Origin of the sequence: Pseudomonas sp. EMN2 (assembly GCF_009650555.1) — a bacterium.
Taxonomy (GTDB): domain Bacteria; phylum Pseudomonadota; class Gammaproteobacteria; order Pseudomonadales; family Pseudomonadaceae; genus Aquipseudomonas; species Aquipseudomonas sichuanensis.
The window spans coordinates 85646-103571 of the sequence record NZ_VZZR01000030.1 but is presented as its reverse complement, the minus strand read 5'-3'; the positions used below and the strand labels follow the sequence as shown (position 1 = coordinate 103571).

Annotated in this window: 17 protein-coding genes and 1 pseudogene; 5 read left to right on the top strand and 13 right to left on the bottom strand. The window is 65.7% G+C overall.

Going from position 1 to position 17926, the window contains the following annotated elements; genetic code table 11:
• Nucleotides 1-5: 5 nt before the first annotated feature.
• The 10 genes from kdpA to F6X61_RS10700 form a co-directional block, all read right to left on the bottom strand.
• Nucleotides 6-1700 (bottom strand): potassium-transporting ATPase subunit KdpA, encoded by a 1695-nt coding sequence (gene kdpA / locus F6X61_RS10745; RefSeq protein WP_153786622.1) that lies wholly within the window; start codon nt 1698-1700, stop codon nt 6-8.
• A 9-nt stretch (nt 1701-1709) separates the two neighbouring features.
• A complete protein-coding gene (kdpF, locus tag F6X61_RS10740) occupies nt 1710-1799 on the bottom strand; it encodes a K(+)-transporting ATPase subunit F (protein WP_033696222.1) in 90 nt (29 codons plus the stop codon).
• Between the two features lie 198 nt (nt 1800-1997).
• Nucleotides 1998-3038, bottom strand: a complete 1041-nt coding sequence (locus tag F6X61_RS10735; protein WP_153786621.1) for an AI-2E family transporter — start codon at nt 3036-3038, stop codon at nt 1998-2000.
• A gap of 11 nt (nt 3039-3049) precedes the next feature.
• Nucleotides 3050-3844 carry a DUF4892 domain-containing protein gene (locus tag F6X61_RS10730; protein ID WP_153786620.1) on the bottom strand — a complete coding sequence of 265 codons (795 nt, stop codon included), beginning with the start codon at nt 3842-3844 and terminating at the stop codon, nt 3050-3052.
• A gap of 102 nt (nt 3845-3946) precedes the next feature.
• The gene (locus F6X61_RS10725) at nt 3947-4801 is read right to left on the bottom strand and encodes an alpha/beta hydrolase (RefSeq protein ID WP_153786619.1); all 855 of its coding nucleotides are present in this window, start codon (nt 4799-4801) and stop codon (nt 3947-3949) included.
• Complete coding sequence (locus F6X61_RS10720) at nt 4798-5586, bottom strand: alpha/beta fold hydrolase (protein ID WP_153786618.1); 789 nt, start codon at nt 5584-5586, stop codon at nt 4798-4800. The genes F6X61_RS10725 and F6X61_RS10720 overlap by 4 nt, the downstream gene beginning before the upstream one ends.
• A 98-nt stretch (nt 5587-5684) precedes the next feature.
• On the bottom strand, nt 5685-6068 hold the full coding sequence (locus F6X61_RS10715) for a hypothetical protein (RefSeq protein ID WP_153786617.1): 384 nt from the start codon (nt 6066-6068) through the stop codon (nt 5685-5687).
• 97 nt (nt 6069-6165) lie between these two features.
• A complete protein-coding gene (sixA, locus tag F6X61_RS10710; protein WP_153786616.1) occupies nt 6166-6624 on the bottom strand; it encodes a phosphohistidine phosphatase SixA in 459 nt (152 codons plus the stop codon).
• Nucleotides 6621-6968, bottom strand: coding sequence for a DUF4389 domain-containing protein (locus F6X61_RS10705; RefSeq protein ID WP_153786615.1), 348 nt, complete (start codon nt 6966-6968; stop codon nt 6621-6623). Before F6X61_RS10705 ends, sixA begins: the two co-directional genes overlap by 4 nt.
• Before the next feature lie 15 nt (nt 6969-6983).
• Entirely contained in the window at nt 6984-8009 is a 1026-nt protein-coding gene (locus F6X61_RS10700; protein ID WP_153786614.1) for an NAD(P)H-dependent glycerol-3-phosphate dehydrogenase, read from the bottom strand.
• Nucleotides 8010-8196: 187 nt separating this feature from the next.
• Between F6X61_RS10700 and F6X61_RS10695 the strand changes: the two genes are divergently transcribed.
• The 5 genes from F6X61_RS10695 to fabB all read left to right on the top strand — a co-directional run bounded on the left by F6X61_RS10695 (nt 8197) and on the right by fabB (nt 15080).
• Complete coding sequence (locus F6X61_RS10695) at nt 8197-10311, top strand: TonB-dependent siderophore receptor (RefSeq protein WP_153786613.1); 2115 nt, start codon at nt 8197-8199, stop codon at nt 10309-10311.
• A complete protein-coding gene (locus tag F6X61_RS10690) occupies nt 10311-11201 on the top strand; it encodes an ABC transporter substrate-binding protein (protein ID WP_153786612.1) in 891 nt (296 codons plus the stop codon). The genes F6X61_RS10695 and F6X61_RS10690 overlap by 1 nt, the downstream gene beginning before the upstream one ends.
• Nucleotides 11198-13126 (top strand): response regulator, encoded by a 1929-nt coding sequence (locus F6X61_RS10685; protein ID WP_153786611.1) that lies wholly within the window; start codon nt 11198-11200, stop codon nt 13124-13126. Before F6X61_RS10690 ends, F6X61_RS10685 begins: the two co-directional genes overlap by 4 nt.
• 206 nt (nt 13127-13332) lie before the next feature.
• Nucleotides 13333-13848 (top strand): 3-hydroxyacyl-[acyl-carrier-protein] dehydratase FabA, encoded by a 516-nt coding sequence (gene fabA, locus F6X61_RS10680; RefSeq protein WP_125464879.1) that lies wholly within the window; start codon nt 13333-13335, stop codon nt 13846-13848.
• An 11-nt stretch (nt 13849-13859) separates the two neighbouring features.
• Nucleotides 13860-15080 (top strand): beta-ketoacyl-ACP synthase I, encoded by a 1221-nt coding sequence (gene fabB, locus F6X61_RS10675; RefSeq protein WP_153786610.1) that lies wholly within the window; start codon nt 13860-13862, stop codon nt 15078-15080.
• A gap of 78 nt (nt 15081-15158) precedes the next feature.
• Here fabB and F6X61_RS27560 read toward each other — a convergent pair whose 3' ends face one another.
• The 3 genes and pseudogenes from F6X61_RS27560 to F6X61_RS10665 all read right to left on the bottom strand — a co-directional run bounded on the left by F6X61_RS27560 (nt 15159) and on the right by F6X61_RS10665 (nt 17894).
• Nucleotides 15159-16022, bottom strand: a complete 864-nt coding sequence (locus F6X61_RS27560) for a methyl-accepting chemotaxis protein (protein ID WP_371923686.1) — start codon at nt 16020-16022, stop codon at nt 15159-15161.
• Nucleotides 16014-16784: pseudogene (locus F6X61_RS27555) on the bottom strand (MCP four helix bundle domain-containing protein); the annotation flags it as partial. The gene F6X61_RS27560 and the pseudogene F6X61_RS27555, both read right to left, overlap by 9 nt.
• 93 nt (nt 16785-16877) lie before the next feature.
• Entirely contained in the window at nt 16878-17894 is a 1017-nt protein-coding gene (locus F6X61_RS10665) for an amidohydrolase family protein (protein ID WP_153786608.1), read from the bottom strand.
• Between the last annotated feature and the right edge of the window lie 32 nt (nt 17895-17926).

The window sequence follows — 17926 nt, the reverse complement described above, 5'->3', positions numbered from 1 at the left end:
ATTCCTCAGAAACCCAGGCTCAGGTGTTCGGCGATCGGCCCCAGGGCCAAGGTCGGCAGGAAGGTCAGGCCACCGACCAGCAGGATGGTCACCAGCAGCAGCGTGGTGAACAGCGGGCCGTGGGTGGGGAAGCTGTTAAGCCCCTGCGGTGCGCTCTTCTTCGCCGCCAGGCTGCCGGCCAGGGCCAGCACCGGCAGGATGTAGCCGAAGCGGCCAATCAGCATGGCCAGGGCGATCATCACGTTGTGGTAGGGGGTGTTGGCGCCGAAGCCGGCGAAGGCCGAGCCGTTGTTGGCGGTGCCGGAGGTGTAGGCGTACAGCAACTGGCTGAAGCCGTGGGCACCGGGGTTGCTCACCGCGCCGGCCGGGCCTGGCAGGCTGGCGGCGAGGGCGCCGAGCACCAGTACGCCGACCGGCATCACCAGCAGGGTCGCCACCAGCAGTTGCACTTCCCGAGCCTGCAGCTTCTTGCCCAGGTACTCCGGGGTGCGGCCGATCATCAGGCCGGCCAGGAACACCGCGATCAGCACGAACAGCAGCATGCCGTACAGGCCTGCGCCGACGCCGCCGAAGATCACCTCGCCGACCATCATGTTGACCATCGCCACCATGCCGGTCAGCGGGTTGAGGCTGTCGTGCATGGCGTTGACCGAGCCGTTGGAGGCGGCGGTGGTGGTGACCGTCCACAGCACCGAGCCGGTGGTGCCGAAGCGGCTCTCCTTGCCTTCCAGCGGCGCGCTCTGTTGCACCTGGGCACTCTCGAGGGCCGGGTTGGGCTGGTACTCCGACCACAGCGCGGTGCTGCCGCCGATCAGGAACAGCGCCAGCATGCAGGCGATGATCGCGCGGCTCTGGCGCAGGTCCTTGACGTAGTGGCCGAAGGTGAACACCAGCGCCACCGGGATCAGGATGATCGAGGCCACCTCGAACAGGTTGCTCCAGGCCGTGGGGTTCTCGAACGGGTGCGCCGAGTTGACGCCGAAGAAGCCGCCGCCGTTGGTGCCCAGCTGCTTGATGGCGATCTGGCTGGCGGCCGGGCCGAGCGGGATGGTCTGGTCGGCACCCTGCAGGGTGACGGCGTGGGCGTAGTCGGCGAAGGTCTGCGGCACGCCCTGCCACACCAGCAGCAGCGCTAGCACGAGGCACAGCGGCAGCAGGCCATAGAGGGTGGCGCGGGTCAGGTCGACCCAGAAGTTGCCCAGGGTGGTGGTCGAGCGCCGGGCGATGCCACGGCACAGGGCGACCAGTACGGCCAGGCCGGTGGCGGCGCTGACGAAGTTCTGCACGGTCAGGCCGAGCATCTGGCTCAGGTAGCTGACCGAAGCCTCGCCGCTGTAGGACTGCCAGTTGGTGTTGGTCATGAAGCTGACCGCGGTGTTGAACGCCAGTGACCACTCCTGGCCCGCCAGGTGCTGTGGGTTGAGCGGCAGGCTGCCTTGCAGCAGCAATACGGCGAACAGCAGCCCGAAGCCGGCCAGGTTGAAGGCCAGCAGGGCCAGGGTGTACTGCTTCCAGTTGTGCTCTTGCCCGGCGTTGACGCCAGCCAGGCGATAGCAGCCCCGCTCCACCGGGCCGAGCAGCGGGGTCAGCCAGGTGCGCTGGCCTTCCATCACCTTGAAGTAGAAACGCCCAAGCCAGGGTGCCGGTAGCAGCACGATGGCGAAGAACGCCAGCAAAAGCAGGTAATCGTAACTGTGCATGGCCGCCCCTTAGCTGCGATCGGCGCGCAGCAGCGCCACCAGCAGGTAAACCGCCAACGCCACTGCCAACAGCAGTGACAGCCCATCGAGCATGTACATGAGCCCATCTCCCTTGATGCGGCATGAGGGCCGCTTTGGAGAAATTGTCCGAGGGAGGGGCGTAAAGGGGCGAGATGGGGGGTGGGGTCAGGGCATAAAGAAGGCGTAAAGATCGACCAACCATCGCGGGGCAAGCCCGCTCCCACGACTACCCGTGGGAGCGGCGGTGCGCCGATGCGACTTGCCCCGCGATGGGCGTCAGGTCTGCGCCGAGTGGCGACTCCAGTCCAGCAGCAGGCTGTACCCCACCGCCAACAGCGTCGGCCCGATGAACAAGCCGATAAAGCCAAAGGCGAGCAAACCGCCGAACACCCCGAGCAGCACGATCACCAACGGCAGGTTGCCGCCGCGGCTGATCAGGTAGGGTTTGAGCACGTTGTCCACGCCGCTGATGACGAAGGTGCCCCACACGCCAAGGAATACCGCCATGCCGTAATCGCCCTTCGACACCAGCCAGGCGGTGGCGGGGATCCACGCCAGCGGCGGGCCCATGGGGATCAGGCTGAGCATGAAGGTCACCAGGCCCAGCACCACCGCCCCCGGCACGCCGGCAATCAGGAAGCCGATCAGTGCCAGCAGGGCTTGCGCCGCCGCTGTGCCGATCACCCCGTTGACCACCCGTTGCACGGTACCGGCCACCAGTTCGACGTAGTACTCGGCGCGCTCACCCACCAGCCGTTGCAGCAGGCGGTGCACGAACGCCGCCAGGCGCGGCCCGTCGCGGTAGAAGAAGAACACGAACACCAGGCTCAGGGTCAGCTCCAGCACCCCGCTGCCGATCTGCGCGCTGCGCGCCAGCAACCAGTTGCCGACCTGGCCGAGGTAAGGTTTGGCCGAGGCCAGCAGCGCCGCCCCTTGCTGGTCGAACGACTCCCACCAGCCGACCAGGCGCCCACCCACGAACGGAATACCCGCCACCCAGGCCGGCGCATCGGGCAGGCCTTCGACCTGCACGTCGCGCACGAATGCGGTGGCGTCGCGGATATGGTCGGCCAGGTTGAAGCCCAGCCACACCAGCGGCAAGGCCACGATCAGGATCCAGGCCGTGGTCAGCAGGCTGGCGGCCAGGGTTTCCCGCCCGCCCAGCACACGGGTGAGCAAACGCATCAACGGCCAGCTGGCGAAGGCCAGGATGGCGCCCCACAGCAGTGCCGAGATGAACGGCGCCATGACCCACAGCGCGGCGCCGAGCAGCGCCAGCAGCAGGATCTGCACCAGCAGGCGGTCAGTGTTGGGCATGGGGCGCTCGCTCAACGGATCAGCTCCAGGTGCAGGCCATCGGTAGGCGCGTCGCCCACTTCGAGCCGGGCGCTGCGCACGCCGGCCTTGACCAGTTGCTCGCGCCAGGCTTCGGCGCCCTTGCCGCTGAGGCTGGCGCGCAGGGTGCTGTCGAGGTTGAGGCTGCGGGCCAGCAGCGTGACCCAGTTGGCCTGGGGCTCGGCGAGGTCGGGGTAATCGAGCTTGCCCGTGTCGCGCAGTTCGCGCAGCACCGTGGCGGCGGTGGGCAGGATGTCGCCCAACGGGCTCTCGGCTACGAACTCCTCCACATGCAAATATGCTCGGCGGTTGCCACGGGTGACGCTGTACAGCGCCACCAGGGTGTCAGCCTCTTCGGCGGAGCGGCGCAGCAGGATGAACGCCTGCTGCTCGTCCCCACCATTGAGGCGAGCGTTGGCGAACACGTCGTTGGCCCACAGGCTGGCTTCGCCGCAGTCGCGGCCCTGGCACCAGAACAAGGGGTAGCCACCGTCTTTCTGCAAGGTTTCGCGGGCGCTGGTAAACGCCTCGCGGGCGCTGCGCTCGACTGGCAGTTCGTAGGTGACCGAGCTGACCTGGCCACGGCTTTCGACCTTGTCATCGACCCGCAGGCGGCCGCTGATCTTGCGCAGCGGCCCCATCGGGTAGACCCGCTCCTGCTCCACGGCAGGGCGTTGATCGACCACTTTGGCGTCAACCGGAACGGGCAGTTCGCCGGCCCACAGCAAGGGGCTGGCGAAGACGAGGCAGGCGGCGATGGCACTGCGGGCGTAAACGGGTACGCTCATCGGCAGCCCTCGTGGCCGCGGGGTTGGAATACGTGAGTGTCTGGCATGTACATGGTTGTCTCCCTTTCAACCCGCCAAGCCTCGACACTTGCCCGATGCAAGTCAAGGAATGCCAAAGAAGCGATTGAAACAGTCTGCAACAAGGGCCGCACCCTGCTCATCGTTCAAGTGCAGGTGATGGCCACCCGGCAGCGTGATCTGCTCGAAGGGTAGCTGCTCCAGCAGCTCCGTGTGGCGCGCCAGCATGCCGTCGGCCGCCACCACCAGGCAGGCCGGGCAGGCCACGCGCTTGACGAAGGCCATGGCCTGGGCCTGGTTCAGGCGGGTGGGTGAAGGCAAGGTGAGGCGGCTGTCGCTGCGCCAGCTGTAACCGCCGGGTACCGGCATCAGGCCGCGCTGGGCCAGCAGTTCGGCCGCTTCACGGCTGACCGCGACCATGCCTTTCATGCGTGCCTCGACGCCCTCCTCCAAGGTTGCGTAGACCGTCTTGCGTTTGCCGTCCAGGCGCAGTTGGGCCAGCAGGGCCATCCCCAGACGCTCGGCGGCGTCCTGTTCGGTCACGGTGGGCGGGATCACCCCGTCGATCAGCGCCAGGTGGCTGACCCGCTCGGGCAAGGCGCCGGCCAGCTGCACCGAGATGATCGCCCCCAGCGAATGGCCGAGCAGGCCGAAGCGCTGCCAGCCCAATTGCTCGGCGACGCGCAGCACGTCATGTGCGTAATCGGCCAGGGCGTAACCGGCCCCGACCGGACGGTGCTGCGAATAGCCATGCCCGGCCAGGTCGAGGGCGACGATGCGCAGCCCTTTCAGCTGGGGCGCCAGGCGAGCGAAGCTGTTGGCGTTGTCCAGCCAGCCGTGCAAGGCGATCACCGGCAGGCCGTCGGCGGGACCGAACAGGTGGGCGGCCAGTTCGATATGGCCCAGGGTCAGGCGTACTTCTTCAACCTGGGCGCTCATGCCCGGCCCCAGCGGTCGAACAGGCCTTTGATCAGGCTGGCGGTGTCGAGGGGGCGCTCCAGCGGGAACATGTGCCCGCCCGGCAGGCTGTGATATTCGCCCCGGGCCATGCCCCGCACGCCCAGCGCGTGGTGCCGGCGGATCACCCGGCTCTGGGCGCCACGCACCACGGCCAGCGGCACCTGCAACTGGCGCGGCGGCAGCGGGCTGGCATGGGGGATGCTGCGGTAGATGCTGATCTCGGTGGCCGGGTCGAAACGCAGGCGCAGTCCGTCTTGCGCGCTTTCCAGGCCGTGCTCCAGGTACGCCTCCAGGCATTCCGGGTCGAAGTGGCGGAACAGGCTCTTGCCGGCGAAGTAACTGCGTGCGCTGTCGCGGTCGGCGAACGCCTCACGCCGGCCCAGGGTGCGCCCGGCCGGGGTGATGCGGTCGATGAAGCCCAGGCGCTTGGCCGCCTGGATCAGCCATTCATCCACCCGGGTCAGCACCGGCGAGTCGAGCATCACCACGCCGCGGTAGAGCTCCGGGCGGCGCAGCGCCGCGTGCAGGTGCAGCACGCCGCCCAGCGAATGGCCGACTCCCCACACCGGGGCGTCCTGCTGTTCGAGGTGATGCAGCAGTTCGTCCACCAGGCTTTGCCAGTTGTCGTTCACCGGGAAGCGCGGGTCGTGGGCATGCTGGGCCAGGTGACGCACCTGGTAATCCGGCGCCAGGGCGGCGAACAGCTTGCCGTAGGTGGCCGAGGGGAAGCCATTGGCGTGGGCGAAGAAGATCTGCTGCGACATGGCCGCCTGCTCTGCACGGGGAAGGATGGCCCATTGTCGGCAAGGCGATTGATGGCGGCAACGTCCGGATAGGTCATCGCCAAGGGCGATCAGGTCATTCAGAAGGTGTCGAAACTGTCCAAAGAGCGGCGCAGGCAGGCCTGCAGGTAGGCCAGTTGGCATTCCAGTGCCTGGCGGGCCAGGCGCCGGTCCGGTTTTTCCAACCCGCTTCTGCGCAGGTACAGGCAGCTGGACTGTATCAGCGCGGCCAGCTGGAGGCTCAGCGCCTCCACTTCCTGGAGCTTCTGCACGCTGTCGGTGCGTTCCTTGTGCACCAAGTCCGGGTTTGTCCGCAGCGAGCTCAACAAGTGGTTGAACTTGGCCTGCGCCGACTCGCGCAGGAGGCTGTATTCGGCAAAGTCCAGGACAGCGTCACTCTGCAGTTTCTTGAGTGTCGGCTCCATGTCAGCCGACCCCATCAACGCCAACCAGTGGCTATTCATGAATCACTCCCTCGATCCGCCAATGTTCACTTCCTGGCGCTGACGCTAACAAGTGGCCAAGCGAGGGGACAACTGGCAAAAATGCCAGTTGCCTGGGTCACGCCGAATGATGGAGGCCGCGCAGTGTCATCAGCCCGGCCAGCGGCCAGTCGCCCTCCAGCATGGCCAGGCTGGCGGTGCTCAAGGGCGCCGGTTGCTGAGCATGGCCATGCTCCAGCATGCCCACCAGCGAACCCACCAGTGGCTGGTGGCTGACCAGCAGCACATGCTCCAGCCCCAGGCGCTCGAGCTCGCCGATCACCTGCTGCACATTGCTCTCGGGGGTGAGCCAGGGCACGGTGCGCACCGACTCGGCGAAGCCCAGGGCATCGTGCACCAGTGCTGCGGTTTGCTGGGCGCGCACGTAAGGGCTGGCGATGATCGCCTGCAGCGGCTGGCCCAGCAGGTGCGCGGCGCTGCGCAGCACCTGCTCGCGGCCGTGGGCGGTGAGGCGCCGCTCGGCGTCAGTGTTGGCGCGCGGCTCCGCCTCGCCGTGGCGCAGCACCCACAGTTTCACAGCTTGGGCTCCTCGTCACGCACCGGGTGCGGCGCCGGGGCCACGGCATGCGCCGCCTCGCCTTCCGCAGTGCGGGGCGCCGGCCAGTCGGCGAACGGCCAGGGTTTCTGGTCGCTGTGGAAGCTGCCGAAGCGACCGATCTGTGCCAGGTACTGGCTGAGGCTGTCGCCAAAGTTCATCAGGCTGGCGCTGGGCGCGCCGTAGATCAGCCGGTAGATCAGCTGCACCAGGACCAGGCCGCCCAGCAACAGCTCGGCGAGCTGCCAGACCACCAGGAACACCAGCATCCACAGCACCCGCAGGATGATCGACTCGCGCTCGGCGCTTTGCGGGGTATCGTTCATGTGTCGCTCCTTCGTTCAGTTGAAACCGCTGGTGGAAATGAAATCGATGTCGGTCTTGGGCTCGGCGCGCATCAGGTGCTCGATCACCTGGTTGAGCGTACGGCCTTCGAAGAGGATCGCATGCAGGCCAGCCACCAGGGGCATGTACACCTGCACCTCCTGGGCCTTGGCCTTGAGCACCTTGATGGTGTTGACCCCTTCGGCCACCTCGCCCAGGCGGCTGACTGCCTGCTCCAGGGTCAGGCCCTGGCCCAGGGCGTGGCCGACCTGGTAGTTGCGGCTCTTGGGCGAGGAGCAGGTGACGATCAGGTCACCGACCCCGGCCAGGCCAAGGAAGGTCATGGGGTTGGCACCCTGGCTCACGGCGAAACGGGTCATCTCGGCCAGGGCACGGGTGATCAGCATGCTCTTGGTGTTCTCGCCCATGCCCAGTGCCACCGCCATGCCGGCGATGATCGCGTAGACGTTCTTCAGGGCGCCGCCCAGCTCGACGCCGAAGCGGTCGCTGCTGGCATAGACGCGGAAGGTGCGCCCGTGCAGCACGGCCTGCACCTGTTGGCACAGCGCTTCATCTTCGCTGGCGACCACAGTGGCGGTCAGCGCGTGCTCGGCGATCTCGCGGGCCAGGTTCGGCCCCGACAGCACGCCGATGCGCGCCTGGGGGGCGATCTCTTCGAGGATCTGGCTCATCAGCTTGAAGCTCTGCGCCTCGATGCCCTTGGTCAGGCTGACCAGGCCTTTGCCACGCAGCAGCTCAGCGTGGGGCGCCAACACACTGCGCAGGGCGCTCGACGGCAGCGCGACGAAAATCAGGTCGCTGGCCTGCAGGGTGGCGAGCAGGTCGTTGTCCGGCTCGACGCCGTCATGCAGACGAATGCCCTTGAGGTAACGCGGATTCTCGCGGTTGACGCGCATCGCCTCGGCCTGCGCCGGGTCGCGCATCCATTGGCGCACCGGGTGGCCGTTTTCCGCCAGCAGGTTTGCCACGGCGGTGCCGAAGCTGCCACCGCCAAGAACTGCAACAGGTTGCTGTTCAGTCATATCCAATCCGTTAACCCATAAAAAAGTGGCGACTGGCGCATTATAAAGGCAAGCCGCAAGCGTCAAGCTACAAGCGACAAGAAAACCGCGATGTTCGCCTGCTTTTGCTTGCAGCTTGAGGCTTGCAGCTTGCAGCTTGAGAAAGGTCAGTTAACATGCCTGATTCATTTCCGAACAAGGCCGTACCGTGTTCCCTGGCACGCCCCCTTACCCGCGCCTGCTGATACTGACCGCCCTGCTCGGCGGCCCGGCCATGGCCGATGATCTGTTCACCGACACCCAGGACCTGCCCCAGGTTCTGACCGCCACACGCCTGAAACAATCCCCGGCCGCGGTGCCGGGCAGCATGACCGTGCTCGACAGCGAGCTGATCCACGCCAGCGGCGCCCGGGACATCCCCGAGCTGCTGCGCCTGGTGCCGGGCATGATGATCGGCTATGGCGCCGGTAACCAGCCAACGGTCAATTACCACGGCAGCAACGTCAACGATGCCCGGCGCATGCAGGTGCTGATCGACGGCCGCTCGGTGTACCGCGCGGGCCTGGCCACGGTGGACTGGAGCGACATCCCGGTGGCCATCGAGGATATCGAGCGAATCGAGGTGTTCCGCGGCCCCAACACCGTCAGCTATGGCGCCAACGCGCTGATGGCGGTGGTCAACATCCTCACCCGCAACCCCGCCGACAGCCACGGCACGCGGGTGAAGCTGACCCGTGGCCAGGATGGCATCAACGACTATTACGCCAGCCAAGGCATCGGCTGGGACGGCGGCGACCTGCGCCTGTCGCTGTCGGGCCAGCAGGACGACGGCTTCGACAAGGACCAGTTCGGCCGCGACTACCGCGACAGCCGTCGGCTCAACCGTATCAATATCAATGCCAGCCACAGCCTGGCGCCGGACCAGACCCTGGAATGGCAACTGGCGGCCAAGGAGGGCAGCAATCAGCGGCCCTATACCTACCAGCCCGTATTCGGCAGATACGCCGCGGGCAACGATGCCGACGTCAACGCCAAGGACTATGCCGGTTCGGTGCGCTGGAACATCGACTTCAACCCCGACCACAGCCTGTATGTGCAGGGTTCAGCGCAGCACTTCGATCGCCAGCAGGTCTGGCGCGCCTGCGATGCCTCGATTGCCTTCAGCCCGGAGCTGACCCGGCTGTGGCAGCTCAACCCGAACTTTGCCGAAGGTGTTGCGCGCAATCTGTTTACCGGCAACCTGCCGACCACCAGCGACCCGCTGCTCACCTCGCTCACGCAGCAAGTGCGGAATCAATGGAATGCCGGCGGGCGCAACACGGTGTGCGGCGATGTCGACCAGAGCACCCGTGAAACGCGCTACGACCTGGAAATCCAGGACACCTTGAGCCTGAACGAGAGCCTGCGCCTGGTCACGGGCATGAACTACCGCTACGACCGCGCAGACTCGCAGACCTACTTCAACGGCAGCCTCGACGACCAGACCTGGCGCCTGTTCGGCCAGCTGGAGTGGCGCGCCGACGAGCACTGGGTCTTCCAGGGCGGGGCGATGTACGAGAACGCCCAGCTGTCCGGCAACTCGTTGACCCCGCGCGTGGCGGTGAACTACCTGATCACCCCGCGCCACGGCTTGCGGGCGGTGTACTCCGAAGCGGTGCGCTCGCCGGACATGTTCGAGAACAACGTCAACTGGAGCTACACGGTCAAGGGCCTGTCCCCCAACCTGTACGGTCTGCAGAACGGCCAGTACTTCGTCAAGACGCGCGGCCCGGGCAACCTCGACCAGGAGCGCATGCGCTCGCGCGAGCTGGGCTACAACGGCTACTTCAGCGACATCGACCTGAGCATGGACGTGAAGCTGTTCTACGACGAGATCACCGGGATGATCAGCGAGCCTCTGAAGAACAACCAGTACATCGCCAGCAACGCCAACAAGGCGCACTTCACCGGCAGCGAGGCGCAGTTCGACTGGCGTGCCACCCAGCGCGACCGATTGCGCATCACCTACGCCTATGTCGACGCCTGGGCCAGCAACCCCGCCGACCGGCGCCTTAGCGCCCGCAACAGCGGCTCGGCCGGCTGGCTGCGCGAGTGGGGCCTGGGCTGGTCCAGCGCCCTCTTCTATTACGGTGATGATGCGCTCAACCAGTACCGCTACGAGCGCGTCGACCTGCGCGTGGCCAAACGCTTCAAGGTGCAGGGCAGCGACCTGGAGCTGGCGGCCCTGTGGCAACAGCGCCTGGATGACGAACCGACCACTGCCATCCAGAACCGCTACGACAGCCGCCACCGTCTGATCATGAGCGCGGAGCTGGCGTTCTGATGGTCGTGCTGCTGCGCTTGCTGCTGCTGTGCATCTTGCCACTGGGTTCGCTGTCGGCCAGCGAAATCCTGTTGGTGGGTGCCGACGACCAGCCAGGCATCCGCAGCTTCGTCGCCGCCCTGGCGCAGCGCCGCCCGCACGACCATGTGCATTTCCAGACCGTGAACGAACTGCCACGCCCGCAGCAGCTGAAAAGCGATACGCGCCTGGTGCTGCTGGACGGCCCTGCGCTGGAGTGGCGCCTGGGCGAAACCGCCGGGCCGCCGGCACTGGCCCTGAGGGTCAGCCGGGTGCAGGCCGAGCAACGCCTGGGAAAGTCGCGGCCGGCGTTTCTCAGCCTGTTGTGGAGTGACCCGCCGCTGGCCCGGCAATTGCGCCTGGCCCGCTACCTGTTGCCGCAGGCGCGGCGCATCGGCGTGCTGTACGGCGAGCACAGCCGCTTTTTGCTCGATGAACTGCGCCAGGCCGCCCAACCCTTGGGGCTGGAGATCGTCGCAGAGGGCTGGCCCGATTTGCGCGACAGCCGCCCGCTGCAGAACCTGTTGGCCAACAGCGATGTGCTGCTGGGGCTCGACGACCCCGAACTGTACAACTCCAAATCGGCCAAGAACGTGCTGCTCAGCAGCTACGGCCGGCAGATGGCGCTGATCGGGCCGAACGTCGGCTTCGTCCGTGCCGGTGCCCTGGCCAGCACCTACAGCGACCAGGACGATTGGCTGGCAGTGCTCGACCAACTGCTCGAGCAACCGCCGGCACGCTGGCCACGCAGCCTTTACCCCAAGCATTTCGCCGTCAGTGGCAACCAGCAGGTGGCGCGCGCCCTGGGCCTGGAAGCCATCGACCAGGACGCCGCCGCACTGGCGCTGGCCGCAGGAGAACCCACCCCATGAGCAAACGCCTGAGCTGGGACATCCACACCCGCACGCAGATCATCAGCCTCGGCCCTGCCCTGCTGCTGACCTTGCTGCTGATCAGTTTCTTCACCTTCGTACGTATCCAGGACTTGCGCCAGGAGCTCAACCACACCGGCCAGCTGATCGCCAACCAGCTGGCGCCAGCCTCCGAGTACGGCGTGATCTCCGGCAACAATGAAGTGCTCGAAGGCCTGATGCGCGCGACCCTGAGCATCCCTCACGTACGCTTCCTCGAGGTGCAGGACAGCCGCAACCACATCCTGGTGTACGTCGAACAACCGGACGAAAGCCTCAGCCGGGCGCAACGGGTGGAAGTGTTCCAGGCGCCGATCCGCCTGCAGCAGATCCGCCTGGACAACGACTTCCTGCAGGGCAGGCCGCAGTTGCCGAGCATCGGCGACGACTACCTGGGGCGGGTGATCGTGGGCATGTCCGACGACGCCTTCAGCCAGCGTCAGCAGGAAATCGTGATCAAGGCCGGCATCCTCGCCCTGTTCGCGCTGCTGTTCACCTTCCTGCTGGCCCGGCGCCTGGCCATGAGCCTGTCCAAGCCGATCAGCGACATGGGCCATGCGGTCAAGGCCATCCAGCAAGGTGATTTCGATGCCCCGTTGCCGGTGGTCGACGACAGCGAACTGGGCCACCTGGCGCGGCACATCAACAACCTGGCCAGTGCCCTGGACCAGGCCGCCCATGAACAACAGCAGGCCATGGGCCAGCTGATCCAGGCCCGCGAAGAGGCCGAGCAGGCCAACCGTGCCAAGTCGGACTTCCTGGCAATGATGAGCCATGAACTGCGCACCCCCATGAACGGTGTGCTGGGCATGCTGCAGCTGCTGGAGACCACCCGCTTGACCAGCGAGCAGGCCGAATACGCCGCAGTGGCCAGCGAGTCCACCGGGCACCTGCTCAAGGTGATCAACGACATCCTCGATTTTTCGCGGATCGAACGCACCACGCTGCAACTGGAGCACATCGACTTCAACCTGGGCGAGCTGGTCGTCAGCAGTGTCCAGTCGTTCCAGCACAGCGCCCAGCAGCGCGGCCTGGCGCTGCACCTGCAGTTGCCGCCTGGCATGGAGCTGTTGCAGGTGGTCGGCGACCCGACCCGGATCAGGCAGATCCTGCTCAACCTGATCGGCAATGCGCTGAAGTTCACCGAACGCGGCGAAGTGGCGGTAGAGGCGAGCTGGCAGGTGCTCGACCAGCAGATGATCTGGCTGACCTGCAGCGTGCGCGACACCGGCATCGGTATCGACAGCAACCGCCTGGAAATGATGTTCGTCGCCTTCCAGCAGGCCGACAGCTCGATTTCCCGGCGCTACGGCGGTACCGGGCTGGGCTTGTCGATCGCCCGCACCCTGGCCGAACGCATGGGCGGCCAGCTGCGTGGCGAAAGCCGCGAGGGGTTGGGCTCGACCTTCACCCTGGAGATGCCGCTGGCCCTGGCCAACGCCGCTGCGGCCCTGCCTGTGGGCGCAACTGCAGCCGGTGCGCCGGGCGGCAATGGCGAGCGGATCCTGCTGGTGGAGGACAATCCGGTCAATCAAAGCGTCATCGAAGCCATGCTGCGCAGCCTCGGCTTCGAGGTCAGCCTGGCGATGGATGGTGCCCAAGCGGTCGACCTGGTGCAGCAGCAACGCTTCGCCGCCGTGCTGATGGACTGCCGCCTGCCGCAGGTGGACGGTTTCGAGGCCACCCGACGCATCCGCCAGCTGGCGCAGGGCGACGGGCTGCCGATCATCGCCCTGACCGCCAGTGTGCTGGAGGGGGACCGCGAGCGCTGCCTGGCCGCCGGCATGAACGATTACCTGAGCAAGCCATTCAAACGCACCGATCTGCAGCGCATCCTGCACCGCTGGTTACCCGCTCGGACAGCTGCGACTGGCGATAAATGCTAAAGTGCGGCAGTCTTAAAGACTGGACAGGACCTTCGCAGGCCCGGAAAATAACATTTCAGTGCACACCTGTACTTCTTTTGCCAGGTGCGCTGTGACTTTCACCACAACGCAATAGTCTACCTGTAGGCTGCCGCCTCGAATGCAAAGCGCTTCGGGCCGGCCGGGAAGATTCGTCCCCTGCCACAGGGGGTTATTGAGGAGCTCGCATGACCAAACAAAACGCCTTTACCCGGGAAGACCTGCTGCGCTGCAGTCGCGGTGAGCTGTTCGGCCCCGGTAATGCGCAACTGCCCGCCCCGAACATGCTGATGGTCGATCGCATCGTCCATATCAGCGAGGAAGGCGGCAAGTTCGGCAAAGGTGAATTGGTCGCCGAGCTGGATATCAATCCGGACCTGTGGTTCTTCGCCTGCCACTTCGAAGGCGACCCGGTGATGCCAGGCTGCCTGGGCCTCGATGCCATGTGGCAGCTGGTCGGCTTCTTCCTCGGCTGGCAGGGTCTGCCGGGCCGCGGCCGTGCGCTGGGTTCGGGCGAAGTGAAATTCTTCGGCCAAGTACTACCCTCCGCCAAGAAAGTCACCTACAACATTCACATCAAGCGCGTCCTGAAGGGCAAGCTGAACATGGCCATCGCCGATGGCTCGGTCAGCGTCGACGGTCGCGAGATCTACACCGCCGAAGGCCTGCGGGTCGGCGTGTTCACCTCCACTGACAATTTCTAAGGGTTATTCGCATGCGCCGCGTCGTTATCACTGGTCTGGGCATCGTTTCGTGCCTGGGCAATGACAAAGCTACCGTCACCGAAAACCTGCGCAACAGCCGTCCGGGCATTCGTTACAACCCGGAATACAAGGAAATGGGGCTGCGTAGCCAGGTTTCCGGCTCCATCGACCTGAACCTCGAAGAGCTGATCGACCGCAAGGTTTATCGCTTCGTTGGCCACGCCGCTGCCTACGCGTACCTGGCGATGCAGGATGCGATCAAGGACGCGGGCCTGACCGAAGAGCAAGTGTCGAACCCGCGCACCGGCCTGGTTGCCGGCTCCGGCGGCGCTTCCACGCTGAACCAGATGGAAGCCCTGGACACCCTGCGCGAGAAAGGCGTCAAGCGCGTTGGCCCATACCGTGTCACCCGCACCATGGGCAGCACCGTGTCGGCGTGCCTGGCCACCCCGTTCAAGATCAAGGGCATCAACTACTCGATCTCGTCGGCCTGCGCCACTTCGGCACACTGCATCGGCACCGCGCTGGAGCAGATCCAGTGGGGCAAGCAGGACATCGTCTTCGCCGGTGGCGGTGAAGAAGAGCACTGGAGCCAGTCGTTCCTGTTCGATGCCATGGGCGCCCTGTCGACCAAGCGCAACGAAACCCCAGAGCTGGCCTCGCGCGCCTACGACGCCGACCGTGATGGCTTCGTCATCGCAGGCGGTGGCGGCATGGTGGTGGTCGAGGAGCTGGAACACGCCCTGGCCCGTGGCGCCAAGATCTACGCCGAAATCGTCGGCTACGGCGCAACCTCCGACGGCTACGACATGGTCGCCCCGAGCGGCGAAGGCGCGATCCGCTGCATGCAGCAGGCGCTGTCCACCGTCGACACCCCGATCGACTACCTGAACACCCACGGCACCTCCACCCCGGTCGGCGACGTCGCCGAGATGAAGGGCGTGCGTGAAGTGTTCAAGGACAAGGCACCGAAGATCAGCTCGACCAAGAGCCTGTCGGGCCACTCGCTGGGCGCCGCAGGCGTGCACGAGGCGATCTACTGCCTGCTGATGATGGAGAACAACTTCATCGCCGGCTCCGCCAACATCGACGAGCTGGATCCGGAAGTCGCCGACCTGCCGGTCGTGCGCAAGACCGAAGAGAACGCCAAGCTCAACACCGTGATGAGCAACAGCTTCGGCTTCGGCGGCACCAACGCCACCCTGGTGCTCAAGCGCTGGGAAGGCAAGTGATCGCTTGATCTGCTGAACCAGAACGCCCGGGCCTTAGGTCCGGGCGTTTTTGTTTGTGGGCTTGCCCCGCGATGGCCGTCAGACCGAGAAACGCTGCACCAGGGTATTCAAGTCCACCGCCAGCCGCGACAGCGACTGGCTCGCCGCCGAGGTTTGCTCGGCGCCGGCCGAGGACTGATGCGCCAGGTCGCGAATGGTGGTCAGGTTACGGTCCACCTCCCGCGCCACCTGGGCCTGCTGCTCCGATGCACTGGCGATCACCAGGTTGCGCTCGTTGATCTGGCCGATGGCCCCGGCAATCGCTTCCAGCGCCGCACCGGCGGCATGGGCGCCATCGAGGGTCGAGCGGGCCCGCGCATCACTTTGCTGCATGCCCTGCACGGCACGTTCGGCACCGCCCTGGATAGCCACGATCATCTGTTCGATCTCGCGGGTCGAGGCCTGGGTGCGATGGGCCAACGCCCGCACTTCGTCGGCCACCACGGCAAACCCACGCCCGGCCTCGCCGGCCCGGGCCGCCTCGATGGCGGCGTTGAGCGCCAGCAGGTTGGTCTGCTCGGCGATCGAGCCGATCACCTCCAGCACCTTGCTGATATCGTGCACCTGCTGGGCCAATTGGCCGACTTCTTCGGCATTGCCGGCCACGCCGCTGGCCAGTGCCTCGATGGCGATGACCGTGGCCTGCACCTGTTCGCGGCCCTGGCGGGCGATGCGGTCGGATTCGGCAGACGCCTCCGAGGTGGCCACCGCATTGCTCGCCACCTCCTCCACCGCTGCAGTCATCTGGTTGACCGCAGTGGCCGCCTGCTCGATCTCCAGGCTCTGTTGCTGCAGGCCGCGGGTGGCGTCCTCGGTCACCGCGCTGAGCTCTTCGGAGGCCGACGCCAACTGGCTGGCCGAGTCGGAAATCCGCCCGATGGTCTCGCGCAGGCTTTGCTGCATGCTTTTGAGCGCCGCCAGCAAGCGGGCCGGCTCGTCATCGCCATGCACGGCGATCTGCGGCGTCAGATCGCCGGTGGCGACCGTCTCGGCCACTTTCAGCGACTGACCGAGCGGGCGCACGATGCTGCGGGTCAGGGCCATGGCCAGCACCACGGTCAAGGTCAGGGCCACCAGCAGCAGCCCCATGACCCAGATCCGCGCCGCACTGTAGACGGACTCGGCGGTGGTTGTTGCCAGCCCGGCATGGTGAGTGTTCAGCGCAATCAATTCGTTGAGGCTGGCCGTCATCTGATCGGCGATCTGGTTGATCTCGCCATTGACCAGCGCCGCAGCCGCTTCGATGCGGCCATCGCTGGCCAACTGCACCACCTGTCCCTGCAAGGTCATGTACTGGCGTTCAAGGCCCAGATAGCGGTCGAACAGGGTGCGCTCCTCCGGCAGCACGATCAGTGCGTCATAGCGCTGCTGGGCCTTGCTCAGGCCGGCCTTGATCTCTTCGATACGAGCACGGTTCTGCTGCTGCGCCGCGCTGTCGGTGTTGACCAGCAGGCGCAGGGTGAGCGCGCGAATGCGCAGCATGTCCTGGGTCATGCTGCCCACCGAGATGATGCTGGGCAGCCAGTTGTCGTCCACCTGCTCGGCCTGCTGGCGCATATTGGTCATCTGTTGCAGGGCGAAACTACCCAGCGCCACCACCAGCAAGGCCATGATGCCGAAGCCGATCCCGGCGCGCGGGGCGATATTCAAGCGTCTTAGGCTCATTTCAGGATCCCTCCCAAAGGTATTGTTCCGTCGCTTAAAGAAGGTATCGGGCGGCTCGGAATTTGCGTAAGACAAAAACGCGATATCAAAACGCTACTTGTCCTGCTTTGCCTCCTTGGGTAGCACGGCAAGGAAATTGTCGCGTGCCACCTGGTTCGCGACCGCCTCCGGCAGGGCATCGAGAAACGGCTTGAAGCCATGCAACTGCTCGCCAAGGCTGTCGAAGCGCCCCACCAGGTCGGAGCCGAGCATGAACCGCTCGGGGAAGCGCTCTACCAGCTGCAGCCAGGCTTGCCGCGGCACGCCTTCGGTATCCAGCAAGTAAGGCTCGAGCACGCTCCAGGACAGGTCGACGTAAAGATTGGGGTAATCCTCGAGCAGCCGGGTCAGTACCGGCAGCAGAAAGTCCATCTGCGTCTGGTGCCGGTGGATTTCCAGGCTGCTGCCCGCATGGGCCCAGATGAACCGGGTATGCGGGTGGTTACGCAGAGGCTCCTCGATTTCGGCCAGGTACAGCGGGTTGCGCTCGCGCTTGGACGTGATGTTGGAATGCAGCAGTACCGGCAGGTCGCGCTCGGCAGCCAGGTGGTAGATGCGGGTCATGGCCTCGTTGTTGGCCCGAGGCGTATCGCCGCTGGTCAATGCTGTGAGGTCATCGTGGCGGGTGAACACTTCGCCTATGCCCTGCCACAACCCGGGGTACAGATCGAGCATGCGCTCGATGTGGCTGACGGCATTCTTGTCCACCGGGTTAAACCCCGTAAGGAACGGGTGGAAACGCCGCCGTTGCTGCGGCGCCAGCTTTTCCAGGGCCGCGGCCACGTAAAGGTCGGTGGCGCTGTACCAGTAGGCGTCGGCATCATCGCCCGCATAGTAGCGCGGGCGCTTGGGCTCATCTTCGTGCCATTTCTTGGCCACCGGGATACCGGAAATCATCGACTGCTCGACACCGGCCGCATCCATGGCCTTGAGCAGTGCCGACATGCCCTCGGTTTCCTGGAAGAAGTCCACGTAGTGCAGGTGGGCATCGCTGTAACGATAGTCGCGGGCCTGGGCCGACGGATACAGGCATCCGCAGAGCAGCAGGCCGGCGAGGATACGCACAATCATCGCCGCCTCCTTTGCAGGGTATGGAAAGGATA